The sequence below is a fragment of the Anaerocolumna jejuensis DSM 15929 genome (assembly GCF_900142215.1).
Taxonomy (GTDB): Bacteria; Bacillota; Clostridia; order Lachnospirales; family Lachnospiraceae; genus Anaerocolumna; species Anaerocolumna jejuensis.
This window is the reverse complement of sequence record NZ_FRAC01000039.1, coordinates 1-17,811: the sequence shown is the minus strand read 5'-3', so window position 1 is coordinate 17,811 and position 17,811 is coordinate 1. Positions and strand designations below refer to the sequence as shown.

Below are 17,811 nucleotides of genomic sequence, written 5' to 3'. Positions count from 1 at the left end.
GCAGCTACCTCCTGTTTCCTTCTGCTTTTACATTTACTCCCTGCATTTTCAATATGCTATATACTTTTTGCTCCAGAATAGGTTCTTTAATACTCCTGACAAAATTAAGACACAATAAATTCCCCAATGAGATCACTCCGCAATTGTATACATCTTGGGGACTTGCGCCAAGCATAAAGTCAAATCGTTCAATATAGTTCTGCATCTCATCCGGTAAACACACCACTCCGAGGTTAGATAAAGCCAGACAGTTCTTTCCCTCGTTAACTAAATTGTAAGCTATTTTCATGACTAAGTTTTTTAGAAACAAAGGGATAATACGAAGAACTATCAATTGTTCTACTCTTACATTAGCTGTTATCATTGCAGCCATTTCTTTTTTATTTACAAGCAGTCCCATTTGATGATGAATTGATTTACATATTTCCTCCAAACTCCATTTCCCCATTTGCGGATTAATTCCTGGTGTAACATATAGCACGAAATTACGTAAGCTCTTGCTATAAAATAGTTTTCTTAAATTAACTGGTATTAATAGTTTTAACGGTTTTTGTTTTTTTAAAGGTACTGTTTCATTTTGTATCTCATAACAAGCTTTTATAAGTACAGCAGCTACAAATACCGTAAGCGTAACTCCCTGCCTTTTCGCAGCATTTAGTAATTCTTTCGTATCCAATAAAAAAGTTGTTGCATTGAGATAACCTTCATTTTCGTTAGTTCCAGATAATCTGTAAGAATTATCTGCAGCGCGGCTTTTTGTAACTGTACCGGCATATTTTTGAAAACTGTCCTGTTTTTCCTGCTCAGTGGCTGCCTCTGAACAATTTAAAACTCCATTAACAGCTGGTATCTCTATTGTATATCTTTGCTTTAGATACTCGGCAACAAGCGTTTTTAAGAAAATTAATCCTCCGTTTCCGTCCGTAAGGGCATGAAAAAACTCTACAGCAATCCGATTCTGATAAACCAGAACACGAAAGGCACATTTGCGGATATTCTCAAAAGGCATCTTTGCCAAGGGATACGCTCTTTCTTCCTGTATTTCCGGGGCCATTACTATTTCCTCCAAGTAATACCAGAATAGTCCCCTTCTCAGCCTGACTGCTATAGTTGGAAAGCGCTTCACCGTGGCATCTAGCGCTGACTGTAAAAAGGTATTATCAACTTCTTCAGTAAGGGTGGCTGAAAGCCGAAAAACATGATTGTTATTACGTCGATAGGTTGCAGGAAATATCTTTGCCGCATTGTCAAGACGCATCCACAAAAGGCTTCTTTCCCCAGGCAATCTGTCCGTTAAAAAGCTATTTATTTCTTTGAAGTCACAGCGATTTTCTTTTAAACAGTACAAAATATAACCATGCCACATCCCCTGTGCCACAATTAACCGGCTTTCGCATTTGTCGGACAATAACTTTTCATGCAGTCTATTGGCATCATCAAGCATGATTTCATTTTCTCCGACAAATATAAGTGACGGAGGGAAGTTCTGAAACTCTCCAAATAAAGGCGACACATAGGGATTATCTCTGTCTATGGCATAGCAATCTGCGTAAAATTCCAACTGTTCTTTTGTCATAATGGGATATGCATCTTTATTAAACTTATAAGAAGCACCTGACAAAGTGAGATCACTCCAAGGTGATATGCTTATTATTCCTCCTGGCAGGGGTAGCTTTTCCTTTTTTATTCGCAAACCAAGGGAGTAAACCAGTCCTCCACCTGTACTTTCACCGCATAATATGATTTGTTCCGGCTTATAACCGCTGGAAATCAGATATTGGTATGCAGTCAGCCCATCCTCAAGAGCCGCCGGAAATTTATGCTCAGGAGCAAGCCGATATGCTGCACAAAATACCCTAATACTGCATTTTACGGAAAGTATGGTTCCAACGGATGTTGCATAATCCATACCGCCGCAAATATAACCACCACCATGAAGATATAAAAGCACTCCTTTTTTTGCTTCATTTTTAGGAATTACCATTGCTCCTTTAAACAACGAAAAACTTCTATAGCATATTGTTACTTTATTTCTTCGGGGTATTTTCAACAATCTCCCCAGAAGATCTTGTTTCGAACGACAGGATTCCAGAGAACGGTTTGCCATGACATATTTATATTTTGTTAATTGTTTTCTTATTATAACTGATGTTATACTCACAAATATCTCCTTTATCGTTACTTCATCTTTTGTTAAGTATAGAGAAGATGATATAAAATCTACATATTTTACAATTGTTCATTTTTATCTACGATTAACATGATTTAAACATCGTACACCTTTAGTATTCCTTATCCCCTCACTTTTATAAGTGGAGTTCTCATACCTCATCAGCATTATAATATTCCACTCCGTTTTTTGTATCGAGAGAATTAACAAGTATCGAAATTAGTGCCTTTACGTTTTATATGTAGTAAATTATTTTTCGAGATTATAGCAAATTACGCAAAATTTGAATAGTATTGCGCAATAATTGCTTAGATTCTCTATACTATTTAACCTATAATAAAGACTGTTTAGTGATTTGAAAATTAAAATCAGGTAAAACATACCACTTTTTATCAAATGAGGAGAAACAAAAATGAGTACATTTACTGTTCCAAAGCAGAAACAGATCCGAGTAATTGTTGATACAGATGCAAAATGTGAAGCGGATGACCAATATGCGATTGTCCATGCCTTGCTAACACCAAAATTTCAAATCAGGGGTTTGATTGCAGCCCATTATGGAAACCTTTACAGTGATGATACCATGTCACAAAGTTATCAGGAATGCCAGAAAATACTTTCGTTTATGAATATGACAGACCAAATCAAGGTATTTCATGGAGCTAAAAAGGCAATTGAAGCTGATAATACGTTTGAATATTCAGAGGGAGCAGATTTGATTGTCAGAGAGGCACTGTCAGAAAATCAGCTTCCGCTGTTCGTGATTTTTCAAGGTGCAATCACTGATTTGGCCTGTGCGTATTTAGCACATCCGGAAATCGCCGGAAAACTGACTGCTATCTGGATCGGAGGAGGACGTTATCCTGAAGGAGGCGATGAATTCAACCTTAAAAATGACATCCATGCAGCAAACATCATCTTTCAGTCTTCAATCGAATTATGGCAAGTTCCTATGAATACATATTGTAAAATGCAGGTTAGCTTAACGGAATTAGAAGCAAAGGTGGCACCTTATGGCGATATTGGTGCTTACCTGTTCCAGCAGATGCTCGAGGTCAATGAATATCATTCCAATAATCCTGCCTGGCCCAGGGGAGAAAGCTGGAGCTTGGGAGATTCTCCCGCAATAGGTCTCATGATAGACCCCATGGAAGTGTATTCCGAGATGCGAGAGGCCCCCTTAGTGGATGAGGATTTGCATTACAGTTTTACCGGATCAGGCAGAAAAATCAGGGTCTATCAGGATATTAATTCCCGATTCATTCTTGAAGATTTCTTCGCTAAAATAGAAAAATTTTCAAAAGAGAACAAGTAAGCACCTGTAATGTTGCCGAATTGTTCCACTTCAAGAAAGGGTTGCTGTATTGATATAAAGTCCCTAAAAATAGCATAGGTAAGGATATTGAGAGGTAGACAACAGATTAAGTTGTCTGCCTTTATTAAATATTTTCTAGGCTTTTAAGCGAATAGATCGTTAATAATTATTTTTTAAGCATATATTTAATACCAAGTAGATAATGTCCATTGACCATTTCAAGTAGTCCCTCAAATATATAGTTTCTCATACCTCCATTTATTTTCATAGAGGAGAGAGAGCTGTCAGTAGACGAAGACATCATCATCCTAAAAGTTGAATTATTGTAATCTATTTTTCCATCAAAGCCTTTTGCTACAGTTCTTTCAACTGCCTTATACATTATTTTCATTAATATAGAGTACTTCTTCATCTCAACAATAGAATTCTCCATAGTAAATTCACCTTTCTTTAAAGGTTTCTCAACTACTTTACGTCCAAGCAGTTTCTCCCATTCAAGCTTTTGTATAGCCCCAATCGGTTTTTCATACCAACTGCTTTTCTGCCATTCAGGTGTCTTTATCACTTCTCCGGTAATCATAACAGTTTTCTCCAGTGTAATATTTCTGCTGTTACTACCCACTTGAATATTGTAATTTCCATTTAAGACTCTCCAGCCATCCTGCCAAATTGCAAAACTTCTTTCATCAAGCATAAAATCCGCTTTTTTTGTTTCTCCCGGTTTTAAAAATAGCTTTTTAAAACCTTTTAATTCCCTAACCGGTCGATAAATTCCATCCTGAGGTGCAGCTACATATAGCTGTACAATCTCTGCCGCCTCCAAAGTCCCTGTATTAGTAACATCCAGAGTTATTTTAAACTGATAATCATCCTGTCCACGCACAGGTTCCACACTAAGATTGGTATAATGAAATTTGGTATAAGACAATCCATAACCGAATGGGAATCTTACTTCCAATTCACTTTTATCATAATATCGGTATCCTACATAGATACCTTCCCTGTACTGTGCATCCTTATTACCATAGTAAGAAGCATTTACACAGTCCTCATACTTTACTGGCCACGTTTCAGCAAGTTTACCGCATGGAACCATCTTACCATATAGAAGATTTACGATTGCTTCCCCACCTGCCTGTCCCGGTAATGCCATGTAAAGCACTGCCTTTACCTTATCTATCCACGGTACCTCAACCACACTGCCACACATTAAGACAATAACTGTATTAGGATTTGCTTTAGCAACTGCTGAAATCATACGGTTATGCCCTTCCGGCATCTTCATATCTTTACGATCGAAGCCTTCTGACTCATATTGTTCTGTAAGTCCTGCAAATATTACCGGTATTTCTACCCTTTCTGCTAAGGCTACTGCTCTGTCCAACAACTCCTGTGTTGTATTACCTGCACTGTCGCAGCCTTCCTCATATGGCACATTGCAAATAACATCCGTTACATTGACAAGCTTTGTCGGATTGATGTGGCTGCTCCCAGCACCCTGATAGCGGATTTCTTTTGCCATATATCCTATTAATCCGATTTCACATCCACTTTTTAAAGGTAATATGTCATTGTCATTTTTTAGAAGCACCGCACTCTGTTCAGCTGCTATTCTTGCCAACTCATGATGACCCTCAATGTCATATGAAATATTCTTTCCCAAAGCTTTCAATGCATTTGTAATCATGGAAATCACTCTTGATGCACATAAGTCAATCAGCTCTTCCTTGAGTCTTCCGTTCTTAACAGCTTCCAGTGTTTCCTTTTCCATATAAGAAGATCCTCCTGGCATGGAAAGATCACACCCCGCTTGAAAGCCTTCAATCCTATTATGCATGGCTCCCCAATCAGTAACTACCAAGCCTTTATAACTCCAATCTTTTCTCAATATATCGTTTAATAATTCTTTACTATCACTGCAATAGGTTCCGTTAATTTTATTATAAGCGCACATAACTGTTGCCGGATTTCCTTCTTTCACAGCAATTTCAAAGCCCGTAAGATAAATTTCACGTAAAGTCCGTTCATCTAAAATGCTGTCTGAGGAAAACCTCTTATACTCTTGATTATTACAGGCAAAATGTTTTAAACTGGTACCAACTCCTTTTTTCTGTGCCTCTCTTATAAATCCTGCCCCTAATTTCCCTGCGAGATAGGGGTCTTCTGAAAAATATTCAAAATTCCTTCCGCAGACAGGGTTCCTCTTAATACATACTCCAGGTCCTAAAACAACTCCAACTTTGTTTGCCGCTGCTTCTTTTGCAATTGCTGCTCCAATTTTACCAAGCAATTCAGTATCCCAACTGCATGCAGTAGCAGCCGCAGTCGGAAAGCTCGTCGCAGGAACCGATTGATTTACTCCTAGATTATCTGCTTTATCTTCCTGCTTCCGAAGACCATGTGGACCATCACACATCATCATCTCAGGTATTCCATAGTGTTTCATCTCTTTTGTATGAAAGAAATCTGCTCCGCTGCAGAGAGCGATCTTATCCTCCAAACTCATCTGTTGAATTATATCTTTATATTCCATTTAATGCTCCTCCATTATTAATCTATCTTAATTATATTGCGAATTGCTTATAAATTATTATATATTTGTTATATTATATTGCATATTTGGTTGAAGTTAAGTATACTAGTTTTAATAATTAAGGAGGTATACTGACATGACCCTTTCTGATTTTCAATATATCTGCGATTCTATTGCTAATGTTTCTGATATACCGATACGTTTGTTCGTATCCAGTCAATTCGATTCTGCCTTTCGGATGCACCATCTTCATCCGGATCCACTCTTCATATATAAAAATGAACTTCTCAATCGAAAAGAAAACATTAGTTATTTCATCTCACCTTATCTGCAATATTACGGTATAATCAACCACAAAGAATTTACAATTATTTTAGGCCCTGTAGGGCATTGCAATCTGAACCGACAGGAGGAACATGATTACGCATTTTTATTGGGTATAACTCACCAGCAATTCCGGTTACTTTTAAATGATATGAATACAATAGCTCATATTCCCTTAGAAAATTTTCTTCATATACTACTACTGATTAATTTCTATCTAAATGATGAAAAGTTGGATCTATCTGATCTTCCCATTTTTGATTTATTTCAGAAATTTAATACTAAATCCAGCATGGCAGCAGTGAATCCAGCTAATACTGATGAAGAAATAGCACCATTTCATAATACGCTTGAATATGAGAATCAGATGTTAGAATATATAACGGCAGGTGATTCAGACTCCCTTACGCTATTTTTTAAAAAAAGTGCCCATGGAGGTATTGGTAAGTTAGCAAGACATTACTTACGCCAATACAAAAATATTTTTATTACTTCTGTCACGCTTGTATCCCGCGCTGCAATCAAAGGTGGTCTTATGGAAGATGATGCAATGTCTTTAAGCGACTTTTATATCCAATATTGCGAAGAATTGTTTGATACAGATTCTATAGGTGCATTACAATATCAAATGATAATGGATTTTACTGAGCGTGTAAAAAAAACAAGAGATACTGCATCTGCCAGCCCCCTTATTCAATATGTAATTCGATATATTAAATTAAATCTTTCAAACAAGCTGGATGGTACGGTTATTGCAAAAGAAGTCCATATGAGCAGAAGTGCGTTATGTATACGGTTTAAAAAAGAAGTGACAGTGACTTTAGCAGAATTTATTTTAAATCAAAGGATTGAAAAGGCAAAGTCATTTCTTCGCTTTACAGACAAGCCATTATCTGAAATCAGCTCTTTTTTATGTTTCTCTTCCCAAAGTCACTTTCAGAATGTGTTTAAAAAATTTGTTGGAATAACACCTTCTGAATATCGAAAGACGCGGAAATAATAAAAGGTTATGAGATGAGAAACTCATAACCCCCAGTTTAAGATACCATAACCCTTGTTATCGGACCTACCTCTTAAATTTATCCAGTAAGAACGAAACATCAAATAATTAACCGATATTGGTTTAACAATTCAATCCTTTCTCTTCCAGCTCTTTTATGCATTTTAGTACCACCTTCTTTGCATAACTTTTCTGAAAACAGGCATAAAGGAAATTGTAGCGGTAAGTTTCTACTGTCATAATCAAATGTAAGTATGTTTTATAGAGAGTAAGCCGTACTAAATCCTCTTTCGATAGTTTTTCTTCTCTTCCAGTCTCTTTTGCGTAAACTTTGAAAAATGCTTTCTCTTTTTTTAGCTCCTGAAGAATCATCATCGCAGAAGGGAAATCCGCCAGGGGATCTCCCCAAAATGCCCTTTCAAAATCAAGAATACCTTCCACTTTGTATTCCTCACCCTCCTGTATCAAAAAGACATTACCTGCCCATAAATCATAATCCACCAGTGCCGGTTCCATGATTCCATCCAAATAATGTGCCGTCTCTTTTAAAACCTTCTCAATCCTTTCATAGGGAAGTGCAATTTGCAGCTTTTTTCCATCATTAAGAATCATATCAGTCATATGCAAAAACCCTTCCCGCCAAGTGCTAAAGCGGTATTTGCTGTCCTCCGTAAAATACCCGAAGTATACCCCTTTTACCTGGTGCAGCTGAGCAAAATATCTTGCCAATTCCTCCTTAAGCTTATCCTTATTCTCTACTTTAAGCTTTTTTGTTAGAGTATTCATAGCATTTCCTTGCAATGCCGTCATAAAAAAATAATTGCTGCTGATAAGTCTTTTACTAAAATCTACTGCAAGAACCTTAGGTACTGGTATCTCTGTTTTATCGGTTATGATTTGATATACTTCTATCTCTCTGGCCATGATATCCTTTTCATAGCTTAATAAGGGTGTATCAGGTCCTACTGACACCTTTAACACCAGATTATTTCCCTCCGCTTCAATCAGATAGGCAGAATTAAACATACCCCCCTTTAATTCCTTAATATTTTTGATAATACAATTATTTCCGAAATTTTTGTTGACAAGCATTTTTATCTGCTCCTCTGTCAGTAGATTCTTTGTTTTGCACTTCATCCCAATACCTCCGTCCATTAATACATAATCGCCATCCCAATCTTATCTGTTCCAGCTCTTATGTACAATCCTTTCCTATAACTGATGGTATCTTCTAATTTGACTTTTATACGCTCTTCCTAGTACACCATCATATATTAATAATACTCAGATTGATTAACAAAGTATTATATTTTCGTTTATATTATTATATTTTTGTTATCTTCTGGGTCATCACGGTCTGCAAAAATGAAGTATTCGCAAAGCATATTTAGAACTATTAAAGCATAAAAATATTAACGGGATTAGTGTTGTTGAATTACTTTTCTTGTACGTGTTAATTTATATTTTTAAAAAAACTACTTTCAGATGATAGAGATGTTGATACAGAAACAGACTTGGTTGAAGATATCTTTATAGTTTCAGGTGTCCTTGGTGTCTTGGAGGCCTGGTTGAGAGATGGCATAGCAACGCCGCGTAAATCGATATCCGAATTGCTTCATCATGTGCTGATAAAGTTTGAAGCATGAAATATAATTAGTATGAACGATATCTAACCTACAGAAAACAACCTGTTTCGTTATTTTATCCGGCCAGGCAAGCCGGTTTATCCTTGCCTGGCTGGAAATCACTAAGTTTACTGTGGCCAATCTATAATCCTTACTGCACTGTGATATCTACATAACTGCCTAATTGTGTATACCCGTCATCCTGGAAAAATCCAATCTTATATGTTCCCGCATTTGCCAGTCCTCCGTTAAAAGTAACACTTCCGTTGGATATCCCGGTTGTTGCAGTAGTTGTATCATTTACGTATAGCCATACTGTAGAGCCTTGGGACCCAGGGGTATCGGTGCTTTTGTATATGCCAATCCAATCCTTGGCATTTCCCGGTCCGTTATTGAATGTAACTGTTATGTTTTCATCACGGGCATACGTGCTTTTATTGCTTGTAATGAAAGGTGTAGAGTTATACAGGAAAGTCCCTTGTCCTATCCACTCCTGCCGGGTGAAGTCCCTCCCTTTTATTACTACTTTATTGGAGTAGACATCGACACACAGTCCCTGACTGCCGCTCCCAGGCTGAGTATAGGTTGGGTCATACCAAAGGTAGGCTGTCGAAGGTATATTTGCCATGTTGCAATACTGTTGATTATAAAATTCAGTGGATTCCGTAAAAACGCTGTGAGTATGTCCTGTAAATAAGACTGCCTGAGGAAATTGAGTCAATATACTTTTCAGCTGCTGATCCTGCTGTTGATCCTGCATAGCGTTTGAACCGGATACGGTATTACTTAGCGGCTGGTGTACAAATACGAAAATTGGCTTATTGGGACTTGCATTTTCATTTAGTTTTTGTTGAAACCAATTCAACTGGGTAGTGGAAAGAACTGCCTTATCCCCTGCAATTGCATCAGAACCAAGAACTATGAAATGATAATCATTTAGCCAGTAATCATAATAATTCCCCGGCATCCCGGTTTTTGTTAAAAACATATTTTTAGCCGTATTATAATCCGTATAATTGAAGATATCATGGTTTCCCATTACAAAGTATGTTTTTGCATGATTAACCGATTGAAGTATTGAATTGAGTTGGTCATATTGTGTACTGCTTCCACTGTCTGTGATATCCCCATCAATTATTAACGCGCTGCTGTTCGGACTTATTTGTTTCAAATCTTTTAATGCAGCTGTAAGATGTTGATTATAGATATCAGAACTTGAGGTATTTCTGATATGCGTATCAGATATAACCTGAAAAGACATTACAGGTCCTGACCCTTCATTGACTGTAACACTTGCCTTTGGAGCTGCTCCCGTGGATGCAGCAATGCCTTTTACAGTGAAACTTCCGGCTTGTGAATACAGCGCCGGGTCAATGCGGTTCCATGTTACATTGACTGTCCCATTGGTTCCGTTGCTGTAATTTGCCGTTACTGTTGCGGGCAGAGAAGGTGCTGTTCCTGCACTGGTATTAACGTTTACCGGGTTAATTGATATGATTGTAGGATTTTGACTTGCAGTAGCATTAAAACTCATACTTGCAGAAACTGTATAAGAATCATTGTATGCAAGTATAAATTTGTATTTTTTCCCGGCTGTATACCTGCTCTTTTGAGCGGATGGTATATTTGCAGGATCAAATGTGAAAGTGCCGTTACCGTCTGTAACTCCTTGATTTAGTACATAGTCCCACCAAATTGCTGGCTGACTTCCAGGGGTTACACTATCTTCATACAGTCCGACCCAATCTTTCAGGTTGGTAGGACTTTGCGCATTGGTAACAGTAATATCCAAAATTCCGTTCACAGGTACGGAAGAATTAGAGACGGCAAGCGCCGGAGTTCCTTCCGCCTTAACAGCACTTATGCTGCCGCTAAGCAAAATTGGACAAATAAATAATGCAGCTACCTTTACCATAAATCTCAATTTAGACATAATCGTTCCTCCTCACAAAATTAATCTTATGAACAAAGAAATAATAACTTTTGAGCAATATCCACCAGTAGTCATTAAATACAATAATAATTTGATGAAGTATAGACGCCTATTCCTATAAATTGCAGAGAATTATTACTTTTCATATCGTATTCTGTTGGTACCAGTAATATTTTATCATGTAATATATTCCCAAATCAACTATTTTTTTACAAATTATGATTTTTTCATCCTGTAGAGGAACATTCTTTTAGATAACTGCCTTCAATGACATCTCTATTCATCTTCTGTAAAGTAGTATCCAATGAATGACATAATTAATCCAAACATTGAAACTATCCAACCTATAAAGAGAAACGAATCATGCCCGAAACTGATAGCTATTCCGAACAAAATAATTGCTATCCCCATCAAAATTTTCTTCACAGATTTCATAAATATCCCCCCTAACATAATAAGGTAATGTGTAAAATAGTTTTCACTAGTCTTATAACGATATGCCATTATAAGCAAAGAGTCCCTAAATTATGCCGTCTTTACTTTTTTGAGTGCATCCAAGAATAGCTTTGCACCTTCAGAAGGATTTAGGGGATACATTATTCCATACGGAAGTGTACAATCACATTCTGTTGGAATCGTGACTAATGCAGGGTGAATATCCTTCCAACTATCGAGCGTCAAAAGTACAGCCCCACTCTGTTCACAGCGATTAAATACATCAATATCATAAGAATACGGTGTATCCTCAATCTTAATTGCCGGATGCTCATTTACGATATAGTCACGAATTCCATCGATTACCGGACTGTTTCCGCGTTTTATCATCATGAGCCGTTCTCCATACAAATCAGAAAGAGACAGTTCTTTTTTAGAGGCTAGCCGATGATTTCTGGACACGGCAAAAAAGAAGTGGTACCTTCCGAGTTCATATACGTTAGAATAATCCTTCCAAGTCACTGTATCATATAGTCCTATAATGAAATCAAAATCTTTACCAATTGTATGACTGGTAATTGGAGGTGTTGCAAAATCATCGTTGAATGGGACAATTTTTAATTTAAACTGTGGGTTGATATCATTAACCTGATTCCATAAATCCATCAGTATTTTAGATGGATTTAGCATAGATGTTCCCACACGGATGACATACTGATTTGCCTGCATGGTCTGACGTGCCCGTTGTACTGCTTCCTCCGAATACTGCATTAAAAACCGTGCATCTTTGTAAAGAGATTTCCCCGCATCCGTGAGTTGGACACCATGATTAGTTCGAATCAGAAGTGGAATACCAATATAAGTTTCCAATAAATTCATCTGCTTCATGATCGCGGTAGAGGAAATGTATAATTTTTCTGCTGCTTTTGAGAAACTGCCACAATCTGCTACTTGAATCAATATATTCAATTGAGTACTATTCATATGGAAAAGCTCCTTTTTGTATCAACTTATGGTTGATACAATTATAACTTTTATGAACTTCCGTGTCAAACATTCCAATAGTAAAATAGAACCAATAGGAATGATAGTAAATCTTGCTCATCTATTCCTAATGCAAAAATGGTATGAAAGGACTTAACTAAAATGAGCTTAATAACAGTAAACAAAGATAAATGTGTGAAATGTGAAATATGTATTAAAGAATGTCCTGTATCTTATTTGAAACTTGGGAAGAATGGGCCGGAAGAAAGACCAGGAGCCACATGTACCGCTTGTGGACATTGTGTTGGTATATGTCCAAATTCTGCTATAGACAATAAAAGGACACCTCTGGCGGGACAAATTGAAATAAAAAACAATTTAAAGTTAAATACACAACAGGCAGGTCAGTTTTTAAGATCGCGCCGTTCAATAAGAAATTACAAGGATCAATCGGTATCAAAAGAAAAATTAACGGAATTAATTGACCTTGCACGCTTTGCACCAACCTCTAGAAATAGTCAGGGGATATCTTTCGTCGTTGTTCAAAATAGAAAACTGCTGGAAAGAGCGACTGAAATCTCTATTCAAATGCTGGAAGTTTCACCATTAAGATATCTAGTTGAGGAAGCTGTTAAAGATTACAGGGAAGATGGTGTTGATTCCGTATTTCGCGGGGCTCCTAGCTTGATTATTGCAGTATCTGACAACAATCTTCTTGAAGCCAGAGATAATGCTACTTCTTGTTTAACCTACCTAGAGTTATATGCCCCCTCCTTAGGTCTTGGCTCATTCCGTGTTGGTATTTTTGAACATTGCGCAGCAATCGAGAATTCACCCCTTTTAGATTTATTTAATATCCCGAAAGAAAAAAGAATTGTTGCAGCGGTGGTTGTTGGTTATCCGAAGTACAATTATAAAAGATTAGTCGACAGGAATCCGTTAGATGCTACATTCATTGAATAACAACACTTTTCGAAACATAGGGTTTTGTGAAAATTTATGCTTTTGCTAAAAGGTACGATACTTTTAAGCAAAAGCATTTTTGATGTTTGGAGGTATCGTAACAAGATACAAAACGACTCAAAGTATCATACTAACCCTTTGTATTATCTTGTTGCAAGCTGGTATGATAGTAGCAGGAATAGATAATTGAATGGTACGAAGCAGTCTGCATTTGCTATTTCTGAATGAAGGCATGAAAAATTAGGAGTGTACAAAGATGGATAAAATCAACATTTCAGAAAATATAGTCAGGTTGAGACAGAAAAAAGGATAACGCAGGAGCAGCTGGAAAAGGATATTGTACAGATGCTGCATAATCCTATTTTTACAGAAGTGCTGGATGCAGAGCGGCAGAAAGTTTATGAAGGAATGATTATGGAATATGGGAAGCCTGACAACAGGCCGCCGCCGAAGCGTTGACCTAACGAGAGCCCACTCACCTCCCCGTGATTTGTGGTATACTGCACGTCCTATGGGATTGATTATAAAATAAATAACGCTCGAAAGCACTTTTTTACCTTACATTTTGTGCTATGAGCGAAGCGAAAGGAATGGATATAAAAATGGACGAACAAAAGAAACACATACGCCGCCGTGGAGAAATTCCGGAAGAAGCCCGGCCCGGCTGGCCAGAGATTCTAACTGCACTGGGCCTCTATCTGACCGGTATTATTATGCTCGGTATTTGGATGATGCAAATCCCTGACGAGAAAGCCATCTTGCGAATTAACATCGGGGGTATAGGCAATGGTCTCGTTAGCCTAGCCGTCTTGTTCACAGCCTGCGCCCTGCGGGTCCGCAATCTGCGCGCTTTCGGTTTCCGGATGACCGAACGGAAATGGCTGCTTGTGGGAGCCGCCCTCGGGATTGCCGCGTTCATTGGATGCTTTGTTATAGAGGGGGTGTATTTTCACTTCATCACCGAGCCGAACAACCAAGCGGACTTCCAGACAGCGGCGAAGGGCGGCGCTCTCTCACTCTTCGTTCTAATTATCACTGGCGCCATCCTCACGCCGCTCGGCGAGGAGTTTGTATTCCGCGGTGTTATTGCCAATGCGCTGAACCGTTACGGAGCATGGGCTGGCGTGGTCGGCAGCGCTGCGATCTTCGGCATCGTTCATGGATTCAATGTCATCCTGTTCGACGCATTCATGGTCGGTATCCTGAACGGCATACTGTTCCGTAAGACGAAATCTGTCTGGCCCGGGGTTGTGGTGCATATCGTGTATAACAGCCTCAATCTTCTCTACTATTCTACACTATAGATCTAATTTAAGGGGTTGCTCTTTTGTGGGCTGCTCCTTCTTTTTTTAAGATACTGCAGGGATATCAGGTGTTTGTGATGTAAATGCTAAAAAGGATGTTAAAAGTCTGATTTCAGCACCGCAGCCAATATCTATGCCCATCTGGACTACACTTCCAAGCTCTCCTCAGCGGAAGCTCTTCTCAATGTGTTATTTGCTCAACTTTTGGCAGCCAGGCTATCATAACGCTTCAAAAGCAACTTCTCATGAATACTATATTTTGGGTTACAGGAAATCTTATTTTTAATATGGCCATTTACAATAAGGAACGCACATAGGCAAAATATGGCAGTCTTCTGTAAGAAACAGGGCAGCAGCAAGTCCGGCAATACCGCCGCCGATAATGTGTGCCTTCTTCTCAATATCCTTTGGGGGGATTGCGTTGTAATGCAGATCGTAAATCTTCATTTTGGGAACGCCTTTTTATTCAACGAACTTAAAAGATATTCCAGATATTCATGTGCTTGAACTTTAGTGCAAATATTTTCTTTTAAAAAGTGCCATTCCAAAATAAGCAAGATTGTATTACAGTAGTGCTCTGCAACAATTTCACACGGAATTGCATAGTTATCTTTACAATCATCCAAATTAAAAACCTCTCGCATTTTGGCTCCCAGCTGAATCCGAAAATGACTCACCAAGAAACTTTCATAAGAATTGAATTTCAAAATACGCTTAAAAATATCCTGATGAACAGTAAGAAATTCATACGCACGGTCAAAAAAGATATACAAACGTTTTTCCGGATCAAGATCAATATATTCTTCAAGATGAATCTGATTATAAAGACATTGCCAACAATAATTCAGCAAGTCGTATTTGTCATCAAAATAATTATAGAACGTCGCCCGTGGATAGCTGCTATGCTCGCATATTTCATTTACCGTAATCTCCTCAAAGGATTTTACTGATAGCAATCTAAACATCGCACTCGAAAAAGCGTTTAATGTTCGTTCCGCTCCCTTGGTTGCTTTTTTGGTTATATCATATTTCATAAATATACCTCTTTTGCAATTTTAGATTTTCGTCCAAGTTCGGACAGAAGCTATTTTTTGTTCCTTGATATTTTCTGTACTTTAATTTATCATAAATCTTAGTTATTTGCAAGTGTCAAAATTTTTGCATTAGAAATATCAATTGCAGATGATAATAATTTCATGGTTTGTATAGTTGAAAAATGATTGAATTATATAGAAAGGGTGAAGAGCATATGATTTTATATTTTTCGGCAACGGGTAATTGTAAGTATGTTGCGACCCGGATATCCGAGGAAACCGGCAACTTGATTTTTGCCATTGATGATTGCATAAAAGCAGATAATTATGCTTTTGAACTGAGAGAGAACGAATCAATCGGTATTGTCTCTCCCACTTATGATTGGGGCCTCCCCTCAATTGTTCGTGAATATCTGGATAAAGTAACGTTTCATACAAATGGTTCCCATTACACTTTTTTTGCGGCCACCTATGGAACAACTTGTGGGCAGACAGCACGCATGACAAACGAATTTATGGAAAAGAAAGAACTACCTATCACGGCTCGATTCAGCGTAAAAATGCCGGATACATGGACACCTATATTTGATCTTTCAAATGAAGAAAAAGTGAAAAAGATAAACGCAGCGGCGGAAACAGAGATCAATTTCATAGTTGATAAAATCAAAAGTCGTGCTACAGGCGATTTTATGAAAAATAAAATGCCGTATTTGGCTATGAAAATAATGTATCGCAACTATGAAAATGTAAGAAAGACAAAGAATCTGCATGTTGAAGACACTTGCATCGGTTGTAGCTTGTGTGCAAAAAAATGTCCGGTGCAAGCTATTGAAATAGTAAATCATAAACCAGAATGGATAAAAGAAGAATGCGTGATGTGCCTTGGCTGTCTTCACAGATGCCCTAAGTTTTCAATTCAATATGGAAACTCAACCAAAAATCACGGACAGTATGTCAATCCGAATGTAAAAATATAGGAGAATTTAATTATGAAAATAGCGATTATAACCGGGGCGTCCTCAGGCCTTGGAACGGAATTTGCAAATGAGATTATCGAAAATCATCTGGAGTTGGAGGAAATATGGCTGATCGCACGAAGAAAAGAGCGATTAGAAGAAATTATTCAAAAGTACCCTAAAAAAAGAATACGGTCAATCTCTATGGATTTGGGAAAAGAGGAATCCTATTCGGAACTTGAAAAAATTCTGAATGAAACCAAGCCAGATATTAGAATCCTTGTCAGCAATGCCGGAGTTCTCACGCGCGGAAGTCTGGTGGACAAAGATTTGAAAAGCCAGCTTAACATGACAAACCTGAATATTAATGGATACCTGGCCATAGCGAAGCTTTGTCTTCCCTATATGAAGAAGGGAAGTATGATTGTCGAAACCTGTTCCGTGAGTGCTTTTGTACCGAATCCGAATATGGCGGTATATAGTGGAACAAAAGCGTTTGTGCTGTATTTCAGCAGGGCGATGCATGAAGAGTTGAAACCTCGCGGCATCAATGTATGCGCTATATGCCCCGGAAATATGGCTTCAGAAATATCTTCCCTGTCTGAGCAACTTGGAAATGGTTCTATTATTAATAAGCTGCCATTTCTTGATATGAGAAAGGTTGCAAGGTATTCCCTGAAAGCCGCCCAAAGTGGAAAGTCCGTCTATACGCCAGGACTGTTTTATAAATTATATCGTGTTGTAAGTAAAATTCTTCCCCATGATTTGATGATTCCGTTAGCAAAAGGATAATCACCTACACGTAAGCAATGATCATTATGGTGACGGGGACGCAAAGCCAAGGGTCTAAGGTACTTAATGTACTATGATAGTCTGGCTGCTAAAACGGTGCGAAGGGGCTGTAAAAAAACTCCCCTAAAAGAAAAATCGCTGAGGTCATGAGACTTCAGCGATTTTTTGGTATAATTAATTATGCGAATAAATAAAAACACCAATGATAATTATACAGTACGACAGCTGAAATTACCATTGGAAATTGAAAAACTAATTAATATATCTGATCCAGTATACACTTTCTGTGAGGTAATGGATCACATCGATCTATCAAAATATTTTGTAGAGAAAGGCTACAGAACAGGTCGTCCAAGATGTGATGAACAGAAACTCCTCAAAGTGATACTCTTTGCTTTCATGGAACACGGAATCTGCTCTCTGCGGGAAATCGAAAAACTTTG

General features: G+C 37.9%; 14 protein-coding genes, 1 pseudogene and 1 riboswitch. Of the genes and pseudogenes, 7 read left to right on the top strand and 8 right to left on the bottom strand.

Annotated elements, in window-relative coordinates:
* Nucleotides 1-4: 4 nt before the first annotated feature.
* Nucleotides 5-2,215, bottom strand: a complete 2,211-nt coding sequence (locus tag BUB77_RS26290; RefSeq protein ID WP_278277758.1) for an alpha/beta hydrolase — start codon at nucleotides 2,213-2,215, stop codon at nucleotides 5-7.
* 367 nt (nucleotides 2,216-2,582) lie between these two features.
* Between BUB77_RS26290 and BUB77_RS26285 the strand changes: the two genes are divergently transcribed.
* Complete coding sequence (locus BUB77_RS26285; protein WP_073280149.1) at nucleotides 2,583-3,485, top strand: nucleoside hydrolase; 903 nt, start codon at nucleotides 2,583-2,585, stop codon at nucleotides 3,483-3,485.
* Nucleotides 3,486-3,651: 166 nt separating this feature from the next.
* On the opposite strand, the gene BUB77_RS26280 is transcribed toward BUB77_RS26285, so the two are convergent.
* Nucleotides 3,652-6,018 carry a beta-glucosidase gene (locus tag BUB77_RS26280; RefSeq protein ID WP_242962595.1) on the bottom strand — a complete coding sequence of 789 codons (2,367 nt, stop codon included), beginning with the start codon at nucleotides 6,016-6,018 and terminating at the stop codon, nucleotides 3,652-3,654.
* Nucleotides 6,019-6,154: 136 nt separating this feature from the next.
* On the opposite strand from BUB77_RS26280, the gene BUB77_RS26275 reads away from it, so the two are divergent.
* The gene (locus tag BUB77_RS26275; protein WP_073280148.1) at nucleotides 6,155-7,342 is read left to right on the top strand and encodes a helix-turn-helix domain-containing protein; all 1,188 of its coding nucleotides are present in this window, start codon (nucleotides 6,155-6,157) and stop codon (nucleotides 7,340-7,342) included.
* 123 nt (nucleotides 7,343-7,465) lie between these two features.
* Here BUB77_RS26275 and BUB77_RS26270 read toward each other — a convergent pair whose 3' ends face one another.
* From BUB77_RS26270 to BUB77_RS26260, 4 genes are all read right to left on the bottom strand, one after another.
* Entirely contained in the window at nucleotides 7,466-8,479 is a 1,014-nt protein-coding gene (locus tag BUB77_RS26270; protein WP_073280147.1) for a phosphotransferase family protein, read from the bottom strand.
* A gap of 639 nt (nucleotides 8,480-9,118) precedes the next feature.
* A complete protein-coding gene (locus BUB77_RS26265) occupies nucleotides 9,119-10,900 on the bottom strand; it encodes an Ig-like domain-containing protein (protein WP_073280146.1) in 1,782 nt (593 codons plus the stop codon).
* A 276-nt stretch (nucleotides 10,901-11,176) separates the two neighbouring features.
* Complete coding sequence (locus tag BUB77_RS30175) at nucleotides 11,177-11,335, bottom strand: hypothetical protein (RefSeq protein ID WP_170866759.1); 159 nt, start codon at nucleotides 11,333-11,335, stop codon at nucleotides 11,177-11,179.
* Between the two features lie 90 nt (nucleotides 11,336-11,425).
* Nucleotides 11,426-12,319, bottom strand: coding sequence for a LysR family transcriptional regulator (locus BUB77_RS26260; RefSeq protein WP_073280145.1), 894 nt, complete (start codon nucleotides 12,317-12,319; stop codon nucleotides 11,426-11,428).
* 162 nt (nucleotides 12,320-12,481) lie between these two features.
* Between BUB77_RS26260 and BUB77_RS26255 the strand changes: the two genes are divergently transcribed.
* Both BUB77_RS26255 and BUB77_RS26250 read left to right on the top strand, forming a co-directional pair.
* Complete coding sequence (locus tag BUB77_RS26255) at nucleotides 12,482-13,282, top strand: nitroreductase family protein (protein ID WP_073280144.1); 801 nt, start codon at nucleotides 12,482-12,484, stop codon at nucleotides 13,280-13,282.
* Nucleotides 13,283-13,884: 602 nt separating this feature from the next.
* Complete coding sequence (locus tag BUB77_RS26250) at nucleotides 13,885-14,586, top strand: CPBP family intramembrane glutamic endopeptidase (RefSeq protein WP_073280176.1); 702 nt, start codon at nucleotides 13,885-13,887, stop codon at nucleotides 14,584-14,586.
* A gap of 282 nt (nucleotides 14,587-14,868) precedes the next feature.
* Here the strand turns inward: BUB77_RS26250 and BUB77_RS29640 are convergent, their stop codons facing one another.
* Together BUB77_RS29640 and BUB77_RS26240 are read right to left on the bottom strand one after the other, a co-directional pair.
* Nucleotides 14,869-15,033: an oleate hydratase gene (locus BUB77_RS29640; RefSeq protein WP_139241334.1), complete on the bottom strand. Its 165-nt coding sequence runs from the start codon at nucleotides 15,031-15,033 to the stop codon at nucleotides 14,869-14,871.
* Nucleotides 15,030-15,620 (bottom strand): TetR/AcrR family transcriptional regulator, encoded by a 591-nt coding sequence (locus BUB77_RS26240; RefSeq protein ID WP_073280143.1) that lies wholly within the window; start codon nucleotides 15,618-15,620, stop codon nucleotides 15,030-15,032. Before BUB77_RS26240 ends, BUB77_RS29640 begins: the two co-directional genes overlap by 4 nt.
* A 215-nt stretch (nucleotides 15,621-15,835) precedes the next feature.
* Here BUB77_RS26240 and BUB77_RS26235 point away from each other — a divergent pair, with 215 nt between their 5' ends.
* The 3 genes and pseudogenes from BUB77_RS26235 to BUB77_RS30310 all read left to right on the top strand — a co-directional run.
* A complete protein-coding gene (locus tag BUB77_RS26235; protein WP_073280175.1) occupies nucleotides 15,836-16,597 on the top strand; it encodes an EFR1 family ferrodoxin in 762 nt (253 codons plus the stop codon).
* Nucleotides 16,598-16,609: 12 nt separating this feature from the next.
* Nucleotides 16,610-17,368, top strand: coding sequence for an SDR family NAD(P)-dependent oxidoreductase (locus BUB77_RS26230; protein WP_073280142.1), 759 nt, complete (start codon nucleotides 16,610-16,612; stop codon nucleotides 17,366-17,368).
* Nucleotides 17,353-17,461: riboswitch (cyclic di-GMP riboswitch) on the top strand. Its footprint overlaps the gene before it by 16 nt.
* Nucleotides 17,462-17,548: 87 nt before the next feature.
* Nucleotides 17,549-17,811, top strand: a pseudogene (locus tag BUB77_RS30310) (transposase); the annotation flags it as partial.